The 14,614-nt window shown below is 65.0% G+C and carries 14 protein-coding genes and 1 tRNA gene; 10 read left to right on the forward strand and 5 right to left on the reverse strand.

Annotated elements, in window-relative coordinates; translation table 11 throughout:
* Positions 1-65: 65 nt before the first annotated feature.
* The 4 genes from LB518_RS02780 to LB518_RS02795 all read left to right on the forward strand — a co-directional run bounded on the left by LB518_RS02780 (position 66) and on the right by LB518_RS02795 (position 4,001).
* Positions 66-1,412 carry an ABC transporter substrate-binding protein gene (locus LB518_RS02780; protein WP_224572743.1) on the forward strand — a complete coding sequence of 449 codons (1,347 nt, stop codon included), beginning with the start codon at positions 66-68 and terminating at the stop codon, positions 1,410-1,412.
* A 74-nt stretch (positions 1,413-1,486) separates the two neighbouring features.
* Positions 1,487-2,350: a carbohydrate ABC transporter permease gene (locus LB518_RS02785; protein WP_224572745.1), complete on the forward strand. Its 864-nt coding sequence runs from the start codon at positions 1,487-1,489 to the stop codon at positions 2,348-2,350.
* On the forward strand, positions 2,347-3,183 hold the full coding sequence (locus LB518_RS02790; protein WP_224572747.1) for a carbohydrate ABC transporter permease: 837 nt from the start codon (positions 2,347-2,349) through the stop codon (positions 3,181-3,183). The genes LB518_RS02785 and LB518_RS02790 overlap by 4 nt, the downstream gene beginning before the upstream one ends.
* Before the next feature lie 2 nt (positions 3,184-3,185).
* Positions 3,186-4,001, forward strand: coding sequence for a sugar phosphate isomerase/epimerase family protein (locus LB518_RS02795; RefSeq protein WP_224572749.1), 816 nt, complete (start codon positions 3,186-3,188; stop codon positions 3,999-4,001).
* Positions 4,002-4,164: 163 nt separating this feature from the next.
* Here the strand turns inward: LB518_RS02795 and LB518_RS02800 are convergent, their stop codons facing one another.
* The 4 genes from LB518_RS02800 to LB518_RS02815 form a co-directional block, all read right to left on the reverse strand.
* A complete protein-coding gene (locus LB518_RS02800; RefSeq protein ID WP_224572761.1) occupies positions 4,165-4,692 on the reverse strand; it encodes a P-loop nucleotide/nucleoside kinase family protein in 528 nt (175 codons plus the stop codon).
* A 102-nt stretch (positions 4,693-4,794) separates the two neighbouring features.
* Positions 4,795-5,550 carry an SDR family NAD(P)-dependent oxidoreductase gene (locus LB518_RS02805; protein ID WP_224572763.1) on the reverse strand — a complete coding sequence of 252 codons (756 nt, stop codon included), beginning with the start codon at positions 5,548-5,550 and terminating at the stop codon, positions 4,795-4,797.
* Positions 5,551-5,626: 76 nt separating this feature from the next.
* Complete coding sequence (locus tag LB518_RS02810; RefSeq protein ID WP_224572764.1) at positions 5,627-6,649, reverse strand: tagatose 1,6-diphosphate aldolase; 1,023 nt, start codon at positions 6,647-6,649, stop codon at positions 5,627-5,629.
* 27 nt (positions 6,650-6,676) lie between these two features.
* Positions 6,677-7,942, reverse strand: a complete 1,266-nt coding sequence (locus LB518_RS02815) for an ADP-dependent glucokinase/phosphofructokinase (RefSeq protein WP_224572766.1) — start codon at positions 7,940-7,942, stop codon at positions 6,677-6,679.
* 124 nt (positions 7,943-8,066) lie between these two features.
* On the opposite strand from LB518_RS02815, the gene LB518_RS02820 reads away from it, so the two are divergent.
* The 4 genes from LB518_RS02820 (at position 8,067) to LB518_RS02835 (ending at position 11,446) form a co-directional block, all read left to right on the forward strand.
* A complete protein-coding gene (locus LB518_RS02820) occupies positions 8,067-8,852 on the forward strand; it encodes a DeoR/GlpR family DNA-binding transcription regulator (protein ID WP_224572768.1) in 786 nt (261 codons plus the stop codon).
* A gap of 69 nt (positions 8,853-8,921) precedes the next feature.
* Positions 8,922-9,683, forward strand: coding sequence for an SDR family NAD(P)-dependent oxidoreductase (locus LB518_RS02825; protein ID WP_224572770.1), 762 nt, complete (start codon positions 8,922-8,924; stop codon positions 9,681-9,683).
* A 111-nt stretch (positions 9,684-9,794) separates the two neighbouring features.
* A tRNA-Met gene (locus LB518_RS02830) sits at positions 9,795-9,871 on the forward strand.
* A 285-nt stretch (positions 9,872-10,156) separates the two neighbouring features.
* The gene (locus LB518_RS02835) at positions 10,157-11,446 is read left to right on the forward strand and encodes an AGE family epimerase/isomerase (RefSeq protein WP_224572772.1); all 1,290 of its coding nucleotides are present in this window, start codon (positions 10,157-10,159) and stop codon (positions 11,444-11,446) included.
* Positions 11,447-11,515: 69 nt separating this feature from the next.
* Here LB518_RS02835 and LB518_RS02840 read toward each other — a convergent pair whose 3' ends face one another.
* The gene (locus tag LB518_RS02840) at positions 11,516-12,772 is read right to left on the reverse strand and encodes an MFS transporter (protein ID WP_224572774.1); all 1,257 of its coding nucleotides are present in this window, start codon (positions 12,770-12,772) and stop codon (positions 11,516-11,518) included.
* A 68-nt stretch (positions 12,773-12,840) separates the two neighbouring features.
* Between LB518_RS02840 and LB518_RS02845 the strand changes: the two genes are divergently transcribed.
* Entirely contained in the window at positions 12,841-13,293 is a 453-nt protein-coding gene (locus LB518_RS02845) for a helix-turn-helix domain-containing protein (protein ID WP_224572776.1), read from the forward strand.
* Positions 13,294-13,483: 190 nt separating this feature from the next.
* Entirely contained in the window at positions 13,484-14,614 is a 1,131-nt protein-coding gene (locus tag LB518_RS02850; RefSeq protein WP_224572784.1) for an alpha-D-ribose 1-methylphosphonate 5-triphosphate diphosphatase, read from the forward strand.

Genomic DNA, 14,614 nt, shown 5'->3' on the forward strand with positions numbered 1-14,614 from the left:
CGGTCAAGATGGCCTGAACAGAAAAGATCCGCGGCGCAAGGTCCGCAGGACAAAGGGAGAGAGACATGTCTCAGGATGAATCCGGCCGTTCGGCTGCGAAGACAGCGCTTGCCGCATCGCTCAACCGCCGCAGCCTGCTGAAGGGTGCCAGTCTGGCGGCGGGTTCTATGGCGTTGGGTGGCGGCCTTCTCGCCTCGACATCATCAGGCGCCCGCGCGGCTGACCGCACCGAGATCACGTTCGCCAGCGCCAAGTTCTACGCCAAGAAGACGATCGCTCAGATCGTGGACGCCTTCAACGAGAGCCAGAGCAAGATCCACGTCAAATATATCGAGCTGCCGCCGCCGAGCTCCTCGACGGAAGTGCACCAGGCGCTGGTGCAGCAGCTGGCCCGGCGCAACGGCGCTCCCGACGTCTTCACGCAGGACGTGGTCTGGATCGCGGAATTTGCCGGCGCCGGCTGGGCGCTGCCGCTCGACGAATATTTCCCGGCTGCGGCGCGCGCCGAATATTTCCCGGGCCTCATCGATGCCTGCACCTATCAGGGCAAGCTGACGGCGCTGCCCTGGATCGTCGATGGCGGCATGCTTTTCTACCGCAAGGACCTGCTGGAAGCTGCCGGCGCCAAGGTTCCCGAGACCTGGGCCGACATGGCGATGATCGCTGCCGAGCTCCAGAAGGGCGGCAAGGTCGATTTCGGCTATCTCTGGCAGGGCAAGCAGGCTGAGGTTCTCGTCTGCGATGCGGTCGAGGTCATCGCGTCGAACAACGGCTCGATCCTCTCCTCCGATGGCAAGACCGCAAGCGTCGGCAGCGACCAGGCCGTCGAGGCGATGCAGTTCCTCTACGACACCATCAACAAGACCAAGATCAGCCCGGCGGATGTTCTGTCCTGGGATGAGGAGCCCTCGCGTCTGCCGTTCACGGCCGGCAAGGCGGCATTCCTGCGCAACTGGTCCTATGTCTATGGCATCGCACAGGATCCGAGCGCGTCGTCCGTTGTCGACAAGGTCGGCGTCGCGCCGCTGCCGCATTTCGCGGGCGGCAAGAGCGCGGCCTGCCTCGGCGGCTACCAGTATGGCGTGAATGCCTCGACCAAGAATCGCGAGGCGGCGGTGGAATTCCTCACCTGGATGTCGTCGCCGGCGACGCAGCTGCGTTTTGCGGTCGATCTCGGCTTGGCGCCAACGCGCCCGGCGGTTTTCAACGAGGCGGAACTCGCCAAGGAGCAGCCGTTCATGCAGACGCTGCAGGGCGTCTTCACCGGCGCGACGCCACGTCCCGTGACGCCGAAATATGCCCAGGTCTCGCTGGCGCTGCAGTCTGGCTTCTCGCGCGGCCTTGTCTCCGGCGATATCAAGAAGGAGCTCACCGCGACCGCCTCCAAGATCGACGCGATCCTCGGCACCTGATGTCGCTGCAACAGACAGCCTCTGCCATCGCCGGTCCCCGAAAGGGGGCCGGCAATCCGTTCCGATGGCAATTTGTGACGCCCTGGCTGCTGCTGCTGCCGGCGTTCCTCTCGCTCGCCTCGGTCTCGGTCTATCCGATCCTGAAAGGCCTCTGGCTTTCCTTCACCAATACATCGCTGGTCACGCAGGAGCACGACTTCATCGGCTTCGGCAATTATCGCCTGCTGTGGGTGGATGATCTCTTCTGGAATGCCTGGTGGCATACCATCACCTTCACGGCCGTCTCGACGCTCGCCGAGACGCTGCTCGGGCTTGCCATCGCGCTACTGCTCTTTGAGCATTTTGCCTTTCGCGGCGTCGTGCGCGCGGCGATGCTGGTACCCTGGGCCATGCCGACGGTCGTGACGTCGAAGATGTTCGGCTGGCTGTTCGACGGCCAGCACGGCCTCATCAATTACCTGCTGAAATCGGCAGGCATCATCAAAGACAACGTCAACTGGCTCGGCTCGGTCGACAATGCGCTCTGGACGATCATCTTCGCCGATGTCTGGAAGACGACGCCCTTCATGGCGCTGCTGCTGCTCGCCGGCCTGCACACGATCCCGAAATCGCTGATCGAGGCAGCCCGCATGGACGGCGCGCGCTCGCTCGCGACATTCTGGTATGTGAGGCTGCCGATGCTGCTGCCGACCCTCCTTATCGCCGGCCTCTTTCGCGCGCTCGACGCTTTCCGCGTCTTCGACCTCGTCTATGTGCTGACTGGCGGCGGCCCGGCGGATTCGACCGAGACGCTGTCGACGCTCAATTACAAGACGCTCTTCTCGACGCTGCAGTTCGGCTACGGCTCGGCGATCTCGACGGCGATGTTCATGACGGAGGCGCTCATCGCACTCGGCTTCTGCATCTTCCTCTATGAACGGCTCAGGCGGCAGAAATGATTTATGCGTACAGCCCACTGCGCCGCATCGGTCTTTATTTCGGGGCCTTACTGGCACTCATCTGGTCCGGCGGCCCGTTCTTGTGGCAGTTGTCGAGCTCGTTTCAGCTCGACCGCGAGCTGACGACCGGCTCGCCGAAATTCTGGCCCGCACCCTTCACGATCGAGCATTATGTCAATCTCGTCGTCGAGAAGAGCTTCCAGGAATACATCTACAATTCGATCATCGTCGCCAGTCTGACGACGCTCTTCTGCCTGTTCGTCGGCGCGCTCGCAGCGTTTTCGCTGTCACGGCTTGATGTTCGCGGCAAGTTCGGCGTGCTCGGCATTATCCTGTCGATCTCGATGTTTCCGCAGATCGCCATTGTCGGCCCCCTCTATCTGCTCGCTTCCGATCTCGGGCTGCTCGATACCTATGCGAGCCTCGTGATCACCTATCTGGCGCTCGGATTGCCGCTCGTGACATGGGTGCTGTTCGGCTATTTCGAAACGCTGCCGCGCGAGATCGACGAGGCGGCGCGGATGGATGGCTGTTCGACGCTTGGGCTCCTTTTTCGCATCATCCTGCCGATTTCGCTGCCGAGCCTCGTGACGACGGGCCTGCTCGCGTTCATCGCCGCCTGGAACGAGTTCATGTTCGCGCTCGCCTTCACATCTTCGATCGATCATCAGACTGTGCCGGTCGGCATCGCAAACTTCACCAATCTCTATTACGTGCCATGGGGCGACATCGCCGCCGCCTCCGTGGTGGTGACCGTGCCGCTGATCGTGCTGGTGCTGATCTTCCAGAAGCACATCATCGAAGGCCTGACGCAGGGCGGAGTAAAGGAGTGACCATGCAACGCGACGTCAGAGTCGGCTGCCAGACTTTCACATGGGAAATGCTGGGCAATGCCTGGCGGGGCGGCCCCGACGACCTGCTTGACGCCATTGCCGCCGGTGGCTATGCCGGTATCGAGATCACCGACACGATGATCGGTCATTATGCCGGGCGTCCGAGCGCCTTCGGCGAAGCGCTTGCGACGCGCGGCCTCGACCTCGTGGCCTTCGCCATCGGCTCGGACAGTGGCTTCACCGAGCCGTCCATGGTCGAGGCGGATCTCGAGGATGTCGCCCGCGCCATCACCTTTGCCGGAGCCTTCCCGGGCGCGCTGGTCTCGATCGGCTCGGCAACCGTGATGTCGCCGGGCGATCGCGCCGCGAAATTCGCAACGGCCGCCGACTTCTATAATCGCGCAGCGGCTCTCGGCCAGGCGGCGGGGGTCGGCGTGGCGGTGCATCCGAGCTCGCATCACAACACGCTGCTCTTCGATCGCGCCGACTATGACCGACTGTTCGCGCTCCTCGACGACAGCGTCGGCTGGGTGCCGGATACGGGTCACATGCTGCGTGGCCATCCGGACATGCTGGACACACTCGGCCACTATCAGGCTCGCATCCGCTATCTCCACCTGAAGGATGTCGATGCGTCCGGCAAGTGGGCGATGCTCGGCGCTGGTGTCTGCGATACACCACACGTGATCGACATCGTCACGGCAGCGCCGCATTTCAACGGCTGGCTGGTGCTGGAAGAGGAATCAGACGAGGCCGCCAGCGACGCTGCGGTCGCCGTTCGCCGCAACCGCGAGACGATGCGCGGGCTCGGCTACTGAACCATCGCCGGCCATCCTTCCTGGCCGGCATCGGCAAGCGTCGCGGTTTCCCTCCCGAGCGACGCTTCCCGAACTGCCTGCCGACCCGGGTTCCCGTCCCCGGGTCGGCAGGTTTTTTCGTATCGATGCGGTCAGCAAGATCGCCCGGCCCGGCAAGATCGCGTCAGGCATCGTGCCCTTGGTGTCTTCGGGCGAGCCCAAGCTTTGAGATCAGTGTAGCGACGGACTGCTCGACAGATTCTGTGGCGGTATCGATGACGAGGGGGCGTTGTCCCCAGTCGTCATAGTGCCGGGCCATGATTTCGTCCCAGCCCGGCTTGATCAATCCCGGAACATCGGTTGCCCGCGTTTCAACCCGCCGGCGATGCTCCGTCTTGTCGGAGCAGATAACCTCGATTTCGGCAAATGCCGTCCCCGAGCGCTCTGCAACCGATCGCCAGGCGTCCCGCGTGATCGTCAAAGGGTTGACGGTGTCCGCGACGACCAGATTGCCGAGCGTCAGATTGTCTTCGGCGACCCCGTAGCAGACCATATATCCCGCTGGTCCGACTTCCGATCTGAGCACGTCAGCAGCGCGGATATTCTGCTCGACCGTATCGACCCGGACATAGACGGCGCCGATCTCTTGCGCGAGTGCACGCGCGATCGTCGTTTTTCCGCTGCCCGGCAGGCCGCCGAAAATGATGAGCATGGTATCCACTCCCTCCATTGTGGCTTCCGGAAGCCTGCAGGAGGGTAACGGTTTCGTCGTGTCATGGCATTCGCAATCATGACACGACCGACGCTCGCGTCGTCAGAAGGCGCCGATGCCGCCATTCACCTCGATGATTTCCCCGGCCAGGAAAGACGACATCGGCGAGACGAGGTAGAGCACCGCGTTCGCGACATCTTCCGGCCGGCCCTCGCGACGCAGCGGCGTCCGATCGACCGTCGCCTTGCGGCCTTCGGCGGTCGAGAAGCGGTCGTGGAACTGCGTGCCGATCAAGCCGGGAGCGACCGCATTGACGCGGATGCCCTCCGGGCCGAGTTCCTTCGCCAGCGCCCGGGACAAAGTCGAGACGCCGCCCTTGGAGGCCGCATAATGCGCGGCGCCCATGCCGCCGCCATCATGCGCCGCGAGCGAGCTCATCAGCACGATCGCGCCGGACCGCGCCTCGATCATCTGCGGGATCACCGCGCGCGCCGTCAGGAATGCGCTGGTGAGATTGAGGGCCATCGCCTCGTTCCAGAGCTCGAGCGAGCAATCGCTGACACGGCTGCGTTGGATCAGGCCGCCAGCATTGGCGACCGCGATGTCGATCGTTCCGAATGTGGCATTGGTCGCTGAAACTGCGAGGTCTGCAGCATTCGCCTCCTTCAGGTCGGCGAACAGTGCGCGCGCACGACCCTTCGGCGCCTTCGCGACAATGTCATCGGCCGCTTCGCTGCTGCTGGAATAGGTGAAGGCGACACGGGCGCCGGCCGCGATAAGCGCCTCGACGATGGCCCGGCCGATGCCGGACGCGCCGCCGGTCACGAAGGCCGTCCGGCCCTCGAGTTCGATCTGCATGGATGAAGTCCTTGAGGGGAGGGGAAAAGGCGAAACCGCGCCCCATAAGGACGCGGCTCCGCGAGATGGACGGGCGTTACTGCCAGTCGCGATACCAGCCGTCGGGGAAGGCGGCGGCGAGGGCTTCGCCGGTCAATGCCGGAGCATAGGGGCGGCCATGCTTGCGCGTGATGGCCGTCAGTTCCGAAAGCCGCGCGGCGGCCTCGGTCGCTGCGACGGCGCGCGCCGCCGGGTCGCGGGTTGCCACCGCGTCCTGCCAGATCGAACGGCCGCCGAGGAAGCCGGACGCGCCGGCCGAGCAGGCGACCTCGACCTGATCGCGGAATTCCTCATAGCCGACGCCGGCCGAGAGGATGACCCAGGGCTGCTTCATGCCGTCATTGAGGCGCTGACAGGCCTTGGCGGCGGCCTTGCGGCCCTCCGACGTCGAGACATCGCCCGGGAATTCAACTTTCAGCATGTCGGCGCCGAATTCGGCCGAGATATGCGCGGATTCGACGATGCCTTCGACGCGGCGATCGAGCCAGGCCGTGCTCTTCTGGTCCTCGCCGGGCAGCGCGAACCAGATCGGCTCGACCACCAGCGGAATCGACTCGGCGGCGCATTCGACGACGAGGTCGCGCACGACCTGCCGCTGCAGCTCGGCCGTCGTGGCCTCGGGGCGATAGAACCACAGCAGCTTGACCATGTCGGCGCCGAGCAGGCGGATCTTGCGCACGTCCCAGCCGGGGCGCATGCGCGTGCGGCGCTCGCCGTCGACGACGTCGAAGCCTTCGCCCTCGATCGAGGAAATGAGGCCGGTGGCGCCCGGCAGAGCGCGGGAAGCGATCACCTGCGCCAGGCTGAACTGCGCCTCGAGCAGGAACGCGCTGGCGACAGGCGCCACGGCCTGGACGAGCTCGAGTTTGGCGTCGACGGCCTGCTGATAACTCACTTTCGAACGGTCGTCGGCGAGCAGGTCCTTGAAGCTCAGCAGATGGTCGAGCGCCAGAATGGCAAAATAGCCGTCGGCGGTCGTCACGCGTTGCAGCCCACGGATCTTGCCGGGGTCAGGAATGGCGGGTTTCGGGGCGCGCGCGGAGGCAGTGGCTGCGGTCACGGTCAAATCTCCATTGTCAGGGAATGCTCAGGGGGCCGGCTGGCTGAGAACGAGGAGGCAGCCGGCAGCGAAGGTGTCTCCAAGCCCGATCGTGCTTTGAGGGCTCGGCAGATAGGGGGACGGGCAGGCGACGACGGACCAGCCGCCGTCCAGAAATTCGAAGGCAGGCAGCGGTCCGAAGCTTGCGCCGGTCGGGCAGAGCACCGGCAGTGCATGGCGACCGAGGCCGGCGCGCGCCGCGGCCAGAAGACAGCCGGTCATCAGCGCGGCCTTCTCCTGCGCGGGGTCATTGCGCGTCACCGTCATGGCCCATTCGTCGGCGTGAACAGTGACGCGATCGAGCGACCAGCGCTCGGCAAAGCGTCGGACAGCGTCGGTATCGGTCACCGCGGCGTCGTTCGAAATCGCGCGCCATTCGGAAAGGCTCATGCCAACCGAGGTCACCGTTCCCTTGAGCGCCGAGAGCAGCTTTTCCGGCAGAGCAGGGCGGCTGCCATAGTCGGCGAGTTCCTGATGGATCAGCGGCAAGCCGGCCGCCCGCCATTGCCCCGCAAGGCGCGCCACCATCGCGATCGCCTGATCGATCTGGCTGTCAGGCGTCGAGACAAGGCTCGACAGCACCGCGGCGCCGGCACGTGTGGCAAGCTCTGAACTGACGCGCGCGAAGGCCTCGTCGCATTCCGGGGCGTCGTCGACGAGGCGCACGATGACGCGCGTCGAGCGGCGCACGGCTTCTCCATCGATCGAGGCACCAACAGCGGACTCGAAGATCCAGTGGCGAGGCTTGGCCTGTCCGCTGCCGGGCGCAACCGCACCCAGCCGCGCGAGGCTCTCGTCCTCGGCCAACAACACGCCCTGATCGAGTACGCCGAGTTGCGCGGCGCTGCGATCGGCCAGTGCCAGCAAGACGTCGACGCCAAGCGGCGCCAGGACATTGGCGATCTGCGCCGAGGTGCCGCCGACGCGATCGCAATGGGGCAGCGTCGCGCCGAGAGCATCGTCGCCGGCCGGCCAGTCGAGTGCGATTTCGCCGCCGATCCCAGCTTTCGCCCGCCGTGCCAGTTCATGGCCGAGATGTCGGGCTTCCGCCGATGCTTCGGCCGCGAAAAGCGCATCGGCGCGTTCGAGGCGCACCAGCGCGTCGACGAAGGCGGAGAAGCCGGCGATCACAGGCCGCGCGCGGGCGGCCATGGCGGGAAGCTCATCTGCCAACGCCGCATAAGCCGTTGCCCAGTCCTCGGTGGCGGGCGCTGGAGCCGGTTCGTCTATGCCGGGGATGGTCGCGGCTGGCATCGCAGCCCCTTTGCGTCTTTATGCGGTTAAATGCGTTGTTATGCGCTTAATGTCTGTTATGCCTTCACTCTGGTGCCGTCAAGCGGCATCCTCTAGATTGCCAGGACAAACCGGAGCCCCCCTGATGGCAAGAAAGCGAACGGCCTCGCTGCCGATGAGCCGGCGGACGGAAATGATCCGTATCGTCACCGAGCGCGGCAGCGCGTCTGTCCCGGAACTTGCTGATCTGTTTCGGGTTTCAACGGATACGATCCGTCGCGATCTCGATGCGCTGCACGATTCGGGCAAGCTCGTGCGCGCCCATGGCGGCGCCGTCTGGATGCCGGGTGGCGACCGCATCACGCCGGTGACCGACCGCATCGGTGCCGAATCCGACGGAAAAAAACGCATCGCGGCTGCGGCCTCGGGCCTGATCGCCGATGGCGAGGCGCTGATCGTCAATGGAGGCTCGACGACGCTGGCCTTCATCAAGGCGCTGTCCGGCCATCGTTCGCTCAATCTCGTGACCAACAGCGTCCCGGTTCTCGACCAGCTCAATCCCGCCGCCTTCTCCAATGTCTATGCGGTGGGCGGCGAATATCAGCCGGCGACGAAGGTGATGCTCGGACCGCCCGCGCTGTCGGCCCATGGGCGGGTCAATGTCGATACGGCGGTGATCGGCGTGCGCGCCATCAGCGCTGAGGCCGGGATATCGACGGCCTTCATCATGGAGGCCGAGATGATCCTCGCGATGACGCGACTGGCACGGCGGACGATCGTTCTCGCCGATGCGCGCAAATTCGAGCAGAGCGCATTCGCCACCATTGCGCCGCTCGGCGAGATCGATGTTCTCGTGACCAATGCGGCGCCGCCGCCCGCCCTGGCATCGGCCCTGGAACTATCGGGCGTCGAGACGATCATCGCGCCCTGACCCACTCGCCAGAACAGAGTTCATAGTCTATGGCCGGCTGACGCAAAGCCTGCCCAGAAGGAAATCAGCATGACGTTCGCCACCTATCCAAGCCTCAAGGGCCGGTCCGTTCTCATCACCGGCGGCGCTGCCGGAATCGGCGCTTCTCTCGTCGACGCCTTTGCCGGGCAGGGATCGCGCGTTGGTTTTGTCGATATCGATGCGCCGAGAGGCGAGGCGCGGGCCGCCGAACTCGCCACCAAGGGGCATGACGTCGCCTTCGAAGCCTGCGACCTCCGCGACATCGGCGCGCTCCAGGAAGCTTTCGGCCGCCTCGCGTCACGGGTCGGTGCGCCGGAAGTCCTCATCAACAATGCCGCCCATGACGATCGCCATGGCTGGCAGGAGGTGACGCCCGAATATTACGACGGCCGCATCGCCTCCAACCTCAAGCACATGTTCTTCGCCATCCAGACCGTCGCGCCGGCGATGATCGCCGCCGGCCGTGGCTCGATCATCAATTTCGGCTCCAATTCATGGATGGAGGCTGTCGGCGGCATGCCGGTCTATACCTCCGCCAAGGCGGCCGTCCACGGCATGACGCGTTCGTTCGCGCGCGATCTCGGCCCGCATCGCATCCGCGTCAACACCATCGTCCCCGGCTGGGTGATGACCGAGCGGCAGAAGGCGCTCTGGGTCACGGAGGAGGGGTTGGCGCGGCAGCGCGCACGCCAGTGCCTGCCCGATCTGATCGAGCCGGTCTATCTCGCCAACATGGCGCTCTTCCTCGCCTCCGACGACAGCGCGATGTGCACGGCCAACAACTACATGGTCGAAGCCGGCTCGATCTGAGCCGTTCCGCTCGGCCGACTGCTGATGACGGCCGCAACCGGAAATTCTGATCCGGCTCCGAAAACCATTTGCGTTCCCGGAGCCGCCAGCCTACAAGGCGCCTCCACTTATCGCGGGGTGGAGCAGCCCGGTAGCTCGTCAGGCTCATAACCTGAAGGTCATCAGTTCAAATCTGGTCCCCGCAACCAAATCATGTGAAAGGCCCGCCTCCGGCGGGCCTTTTGCATTTTGGCGGCCCCCCTCATAGGCAAAGATCGGCCGGGGGGCTCCGTGAGCGAACCGGGCGGCTGACGGAGAGAATTCCGCGACCTTTGACAATGGAGCGTTCGGCGGGCGTGGCGGAATCGGCTATGGATTGAGCGACCGGTCTCTCGACCTGGTCCAAGATCGTGTCGGCAGGGCTCGGGGATCGATTGTCGGTCTCGGCCTATGCCGCATAAAACAGTTCAATCCCTGGTCTGAAGAGACGCCCCATGCCAAACAACGCCAAACCATTATGGACCGGGACGACGGGCCCGCGTTTCGTCGACCGTGCCGCGCATCGCCACTGGCTGCTCGGCCAGGCCTCGTCGCTGTTCGATTTCTTCCAGTTCGCCAGTTTCAATCCGAAGGGCGGCTTCTTCACGCTAACGGACGAGGGACTGCCAAACCCGCCAAAGCCCGGCAATGCCGGCGTGGTACGCGAGCTTCATGATACGACGCGCATGGTGCATTGCTCGGCCGTTGCCCATCTGCTCGGCCTGCCGGGTGCCGACCGGAATGTCGATCACGGCATGGACTTCATCTGGAAGCGTCATCGCGACACGGTGAATGGCGGTTATTTCTGGGGCGTCGACGACGAGAAGGCCACCAATCCCAACAAGCAGGCCTATGGCCATGCTTTCGTGATCCTTGCGGCCTCGTCAGCCAAGGTCATCGGCCATCCTGACGCCGACCGGCTGATGAGCGACATCCTTGAAGTCTTGCAGACGCGATTCTGGGACAAGGCTGCCGGCGCGACGACCGAGGAATACCGGGCCGACTGGAGCGTGATCAGCGATTATCGCGGCCAGAATTCCAACATGCATCTGACCGAAGCCCTGATGGCCGCCTTCGAGGCCACCGGTGACCGGCAATTGCTGTCGATGGCCGAGCGCATCGCCGATCTCATCATCAACCGCCACGCCCGCGAGCAAGGTTGGCGCGTCGCCGAGCATTTCACGGGCGACTGGACGGTCGACCGCGACTATCTCGGCGATCCGATGTTCCGGCCAAGGGGCACGACACCGGGCCATGCGCTCGAATGGAGCCGGCTCCTGGTCCAGTTGTGGGAACTTGGCGGGCGGACCCATACCTGGATGCTGGACGCCGCCAGGAACCTCTTCCTCAAGACGGTTGGGACGGGCTGGAACAATACCACCGGCGGCTTCTACTACACGCTCGGCTGGGACGATCAGCCGGACTGCAGCGATCTTTATTGGTGGCCGTGCGCCGAGGGCATTGCTGCCGCGGCGGTTCTCGGCAGCGTCGATGGCGATCCGGAGTTCGAGGAGTGGTATCGCCGCATCTGGGGCTTCGTCAGCAACCACATCATCGATCGGAAGCATGGCGGCTGGATCCCGGAACTCGACGCCGATCTGAAGCAGGTCAATCGCGTGTTCACGGGACGGCCGGACATCTACCACGCCGTTCAGGCCTGTCTGATCCCACTGCTGCCGCCGAATGGCAGCATCACGCGCGGCCTTGATGGCAATGGCTCGGTCTCGCTGTTGAACGGCCGCTGACATCGTCCGTTCTGGCGCCCGCCTGCAGGACGGGCGTCAGACCGGACGGCTGTTGCCGATCCTTCCCGATCACGCCGGTGGTCGCGCCACCTTGCCGCGGAGGATAGCTTCAGTGGGCAAGAGGGCGATCACAATCGCCGCAAGGACGAGGCCTCCAGCGAGCAGGAACGTGACACGCATGCCAGCCGCAATCGCGGCCGCATCGGCATGTGCGAAATCGGACGTGCCGACGCCATAGGCGAATACGGCGCCCATCGCCGAGGCACCGGTGATCAGGCCGATATTGCGAGAGAGGTTGAGCAGTCCCGAGACAGTGCCACGCCTCTCGCGGGGGATGTCGGCCAGCACTGCGGTGTTGTTCGCCGCCTGGAAGAGTTGATAACCCGGCGTCAGCACCATGATGGCGAGCACATAGCCGAAGACGCCGATCATGCCCGGCAGGATCGCCAGCAGGAAAGATCCGGCCCCGAGGAGCGCGAGCCCGATCGTGAGGACACGGCGCGGGCCGAGGGCGTCGACCAGCCAGCCTGATGGTACCCCGGTGGCGATCGAGATCGTTGGCCCGACCGACATCACGAGCCCGACCAGCGCGCTGTTGAGGCCGAGACCAAGGCGGAGATAGAACGGGCCGACGACGAGCGTCGTCATCATGACGGAAGCGACCAGCAAATTCACGACGAGGCTGGGCACGATAGACCGGTCGAGCGCAGTCCAGAGCGACTGCGGCGCCGCCTTCCTAGCCGTCGCGCCGCGTGGCAGCGTGGCCAAGGCGAGCGCGAGCGCCAGCGCCACCAGAGGCACCTGAACCAGAAAGATGCCGCGCCACCCCGCCAGCGCGATCAGAACGCTGCCGAGCGAAGGTCCAAGCGCCGTGCCAAGCGCCGAAACGGTGCCGAGCAGGCCCATGGCGCGCCCGATCTGCGCCTCGTCGGCATTCTCACGCATCAGAGCCATCGAAAGCGTCATCAGGAATGCGGCACCGATCCCCTGCAACGCCCGCGCGCCAATCAGGAATGGCAGGCTCGGTGCAAGGCCGCACAGGAGCGAGGCCGCCGCGAAGAGAGCAAGACCGGCGAGATGCATGCGTCGCAATCCGTAACGATCCCCGAGCCGGCCAACGACCACGACCGAGACCGTGAGACCGGCGAGATAGGCGACGACGACCCATTGCACGGCGGAGAACGGCGCGGCGAACGCATCCGTCAGCGCCGGCAGCGCGATATTGGCGATGCTGGTGCCGAGCGAGGCGAGCAGCATCGAGAGCGCGAGCGTTGCCTGAACACCCCGGTTTGCCTTGTCTGATACCGCCTTTGCCAGTTGGTCCATGTCGTTTCCTCTTGTCTCGATGGTCTTCAAGAGGCACGCTACAAATTCAAGTCGACTTGAGGTCAAGCATGAATCTTCTCGATATCGGCGATGTGGTCGCCGAGACCGGAATCAGGGCTTCGGCGCTGCGCTATTACGAGGAAATCGGCCTGATCGCCTCCGTTTCGCGGCATGGGCTGCGACGGCAGTTCGAGCCGGACGTGCTGCTGCAGCTGAAGCTGATCACGATGGGCCAGAGCGCCGGCTTCGCGCTGGACGAGATCGCCGGCATGTTTGGCAAGGGCGGCGGGCCCGACCTGCCGCGCGCCGCGCTGCATGAAAAGGCCGATGCCATCGACCGCCAGATCCGCGAACTGACGGCCTTGCGTGATACCCTGCGCCATGTCGCGGACTGTCCTGCGCCCTCGCATATGGCGTGCCCGACTTTCCGCCGCTTGGTGGCGCTGGCAGGGCGCCGTGGTCCGAGGCGAAAGTCTGGCCCGGTGCGGCCGGGCCGGAACGCGACGGTGAAACCGGCGTGAGCCGCGTTGCCTGGCGACACCGACAGACGCTTCAGGGGTCGCCGGCAGGTCTCGCATGCGTCATAAGGACGACACGAGACGCCGCCCCTTATTTCGTGCGTTGCTGCCGCGATTCTTGGCCGCGGCGAATGCCGCCCGCCGCCTGACGGGACCGCATGCCGAATTCTGACCCAGTCCCGCCGGAGTGCCGATGCCAACCCTATCCGAACCGCTCAACATCGTTCTTGAAGACCGCGTCGTCTTCGGCAGCGTGTCCGTGGATGACGGCCGCATTCAGTCAGTCGAGAGCGAGGAACGGCCAGACGCCGGCGCAGCCGACTTTCTAATTCCGGGCCTCATCGATATCCACACCGACAATATCGAGCACCACTTCCAGCCGCGCCCCGGCGTCAACTGGCCGTCGACGCTCGGCGCGGTGATGGCGCATGACTGGCAGGTGCTCGGCGCCGGCATCACGACGGTGCTCGATGCCCTTTCGCTCGGCGATTATGACAGCCGCGGCGCGCGCACAGCGATGCTCGACGCTGCCATCGGCGGATTGACCGAGGCGCGTAGCGCCGGCCTGCTCAGGGTCGACCACTATTTCCATTTTCGCTGCGAACTGTCCGATCCGGCACTGCTCGACATTGTCGGGCGGCATATCGACAATCCGGGTCTCCGCCTGATGAGCATGATGGACCACACGCCCGGCCAACGGCAGTGGCACGATGTCGGGCTCTATCGCGAATTCCGCCGCAAGAAGAACGCGCGCGTCTGGTCCGACGACGAGTTCGCGGCCTACATGGCCGAGCGGCGGGCGCATCAGGCGCACTATGTCCCCGCCGGCCGCGATTCCATCGCTGCGGCGGCGAAGGAGCGCGGCATCCGCCTTGCCAGCCATGATGATACCAGCGTCGCCGATGTCGAGGAGGCGCGCGGCCTTGGCATCGCCATCAGCGAGTTTCCGACCACGCTGGCCGCCGCGACGGCCGCGCGCGACTCTGGCATGGCGATCGTCATGGGCGCGCCGAATATCGTGCTCGGCGGCTCGCATTCCGGCAATGTCGGCGCGGCGCAGCTTGCGGATGCCGGGCTGCTCGACATCCTGACCTCAGACTATGTACCGACCAGCCTGTTGCAGGCGCCATTCATCCTGGCGGCGCGTGGCATGCCGATCCCCGAGGCGATCGGCCTCGTGACGTCGAAGGTCGCCGACGCGGCGGGCTTTGCCGACCGTGGCCGCATTGTCCCGGGCCTCCGCGCCGATCTCGTCCGCGTCTCGCTCGTCGGAGGCGTGCCGGTCATCCGCGCCATCTGGATCGCGGGACAGCGCGTCGTCTAG

Origin of the sequence: Mesorhizobium sp. BR1-1-16 (assembly GCF_020165495.1) — a bacterium.
Classification (GTDB): Bacteria; Pseudomonadota; Alphaproteobacteria; order Rhizobiales; family Kaistiaceae; genus Kaistia.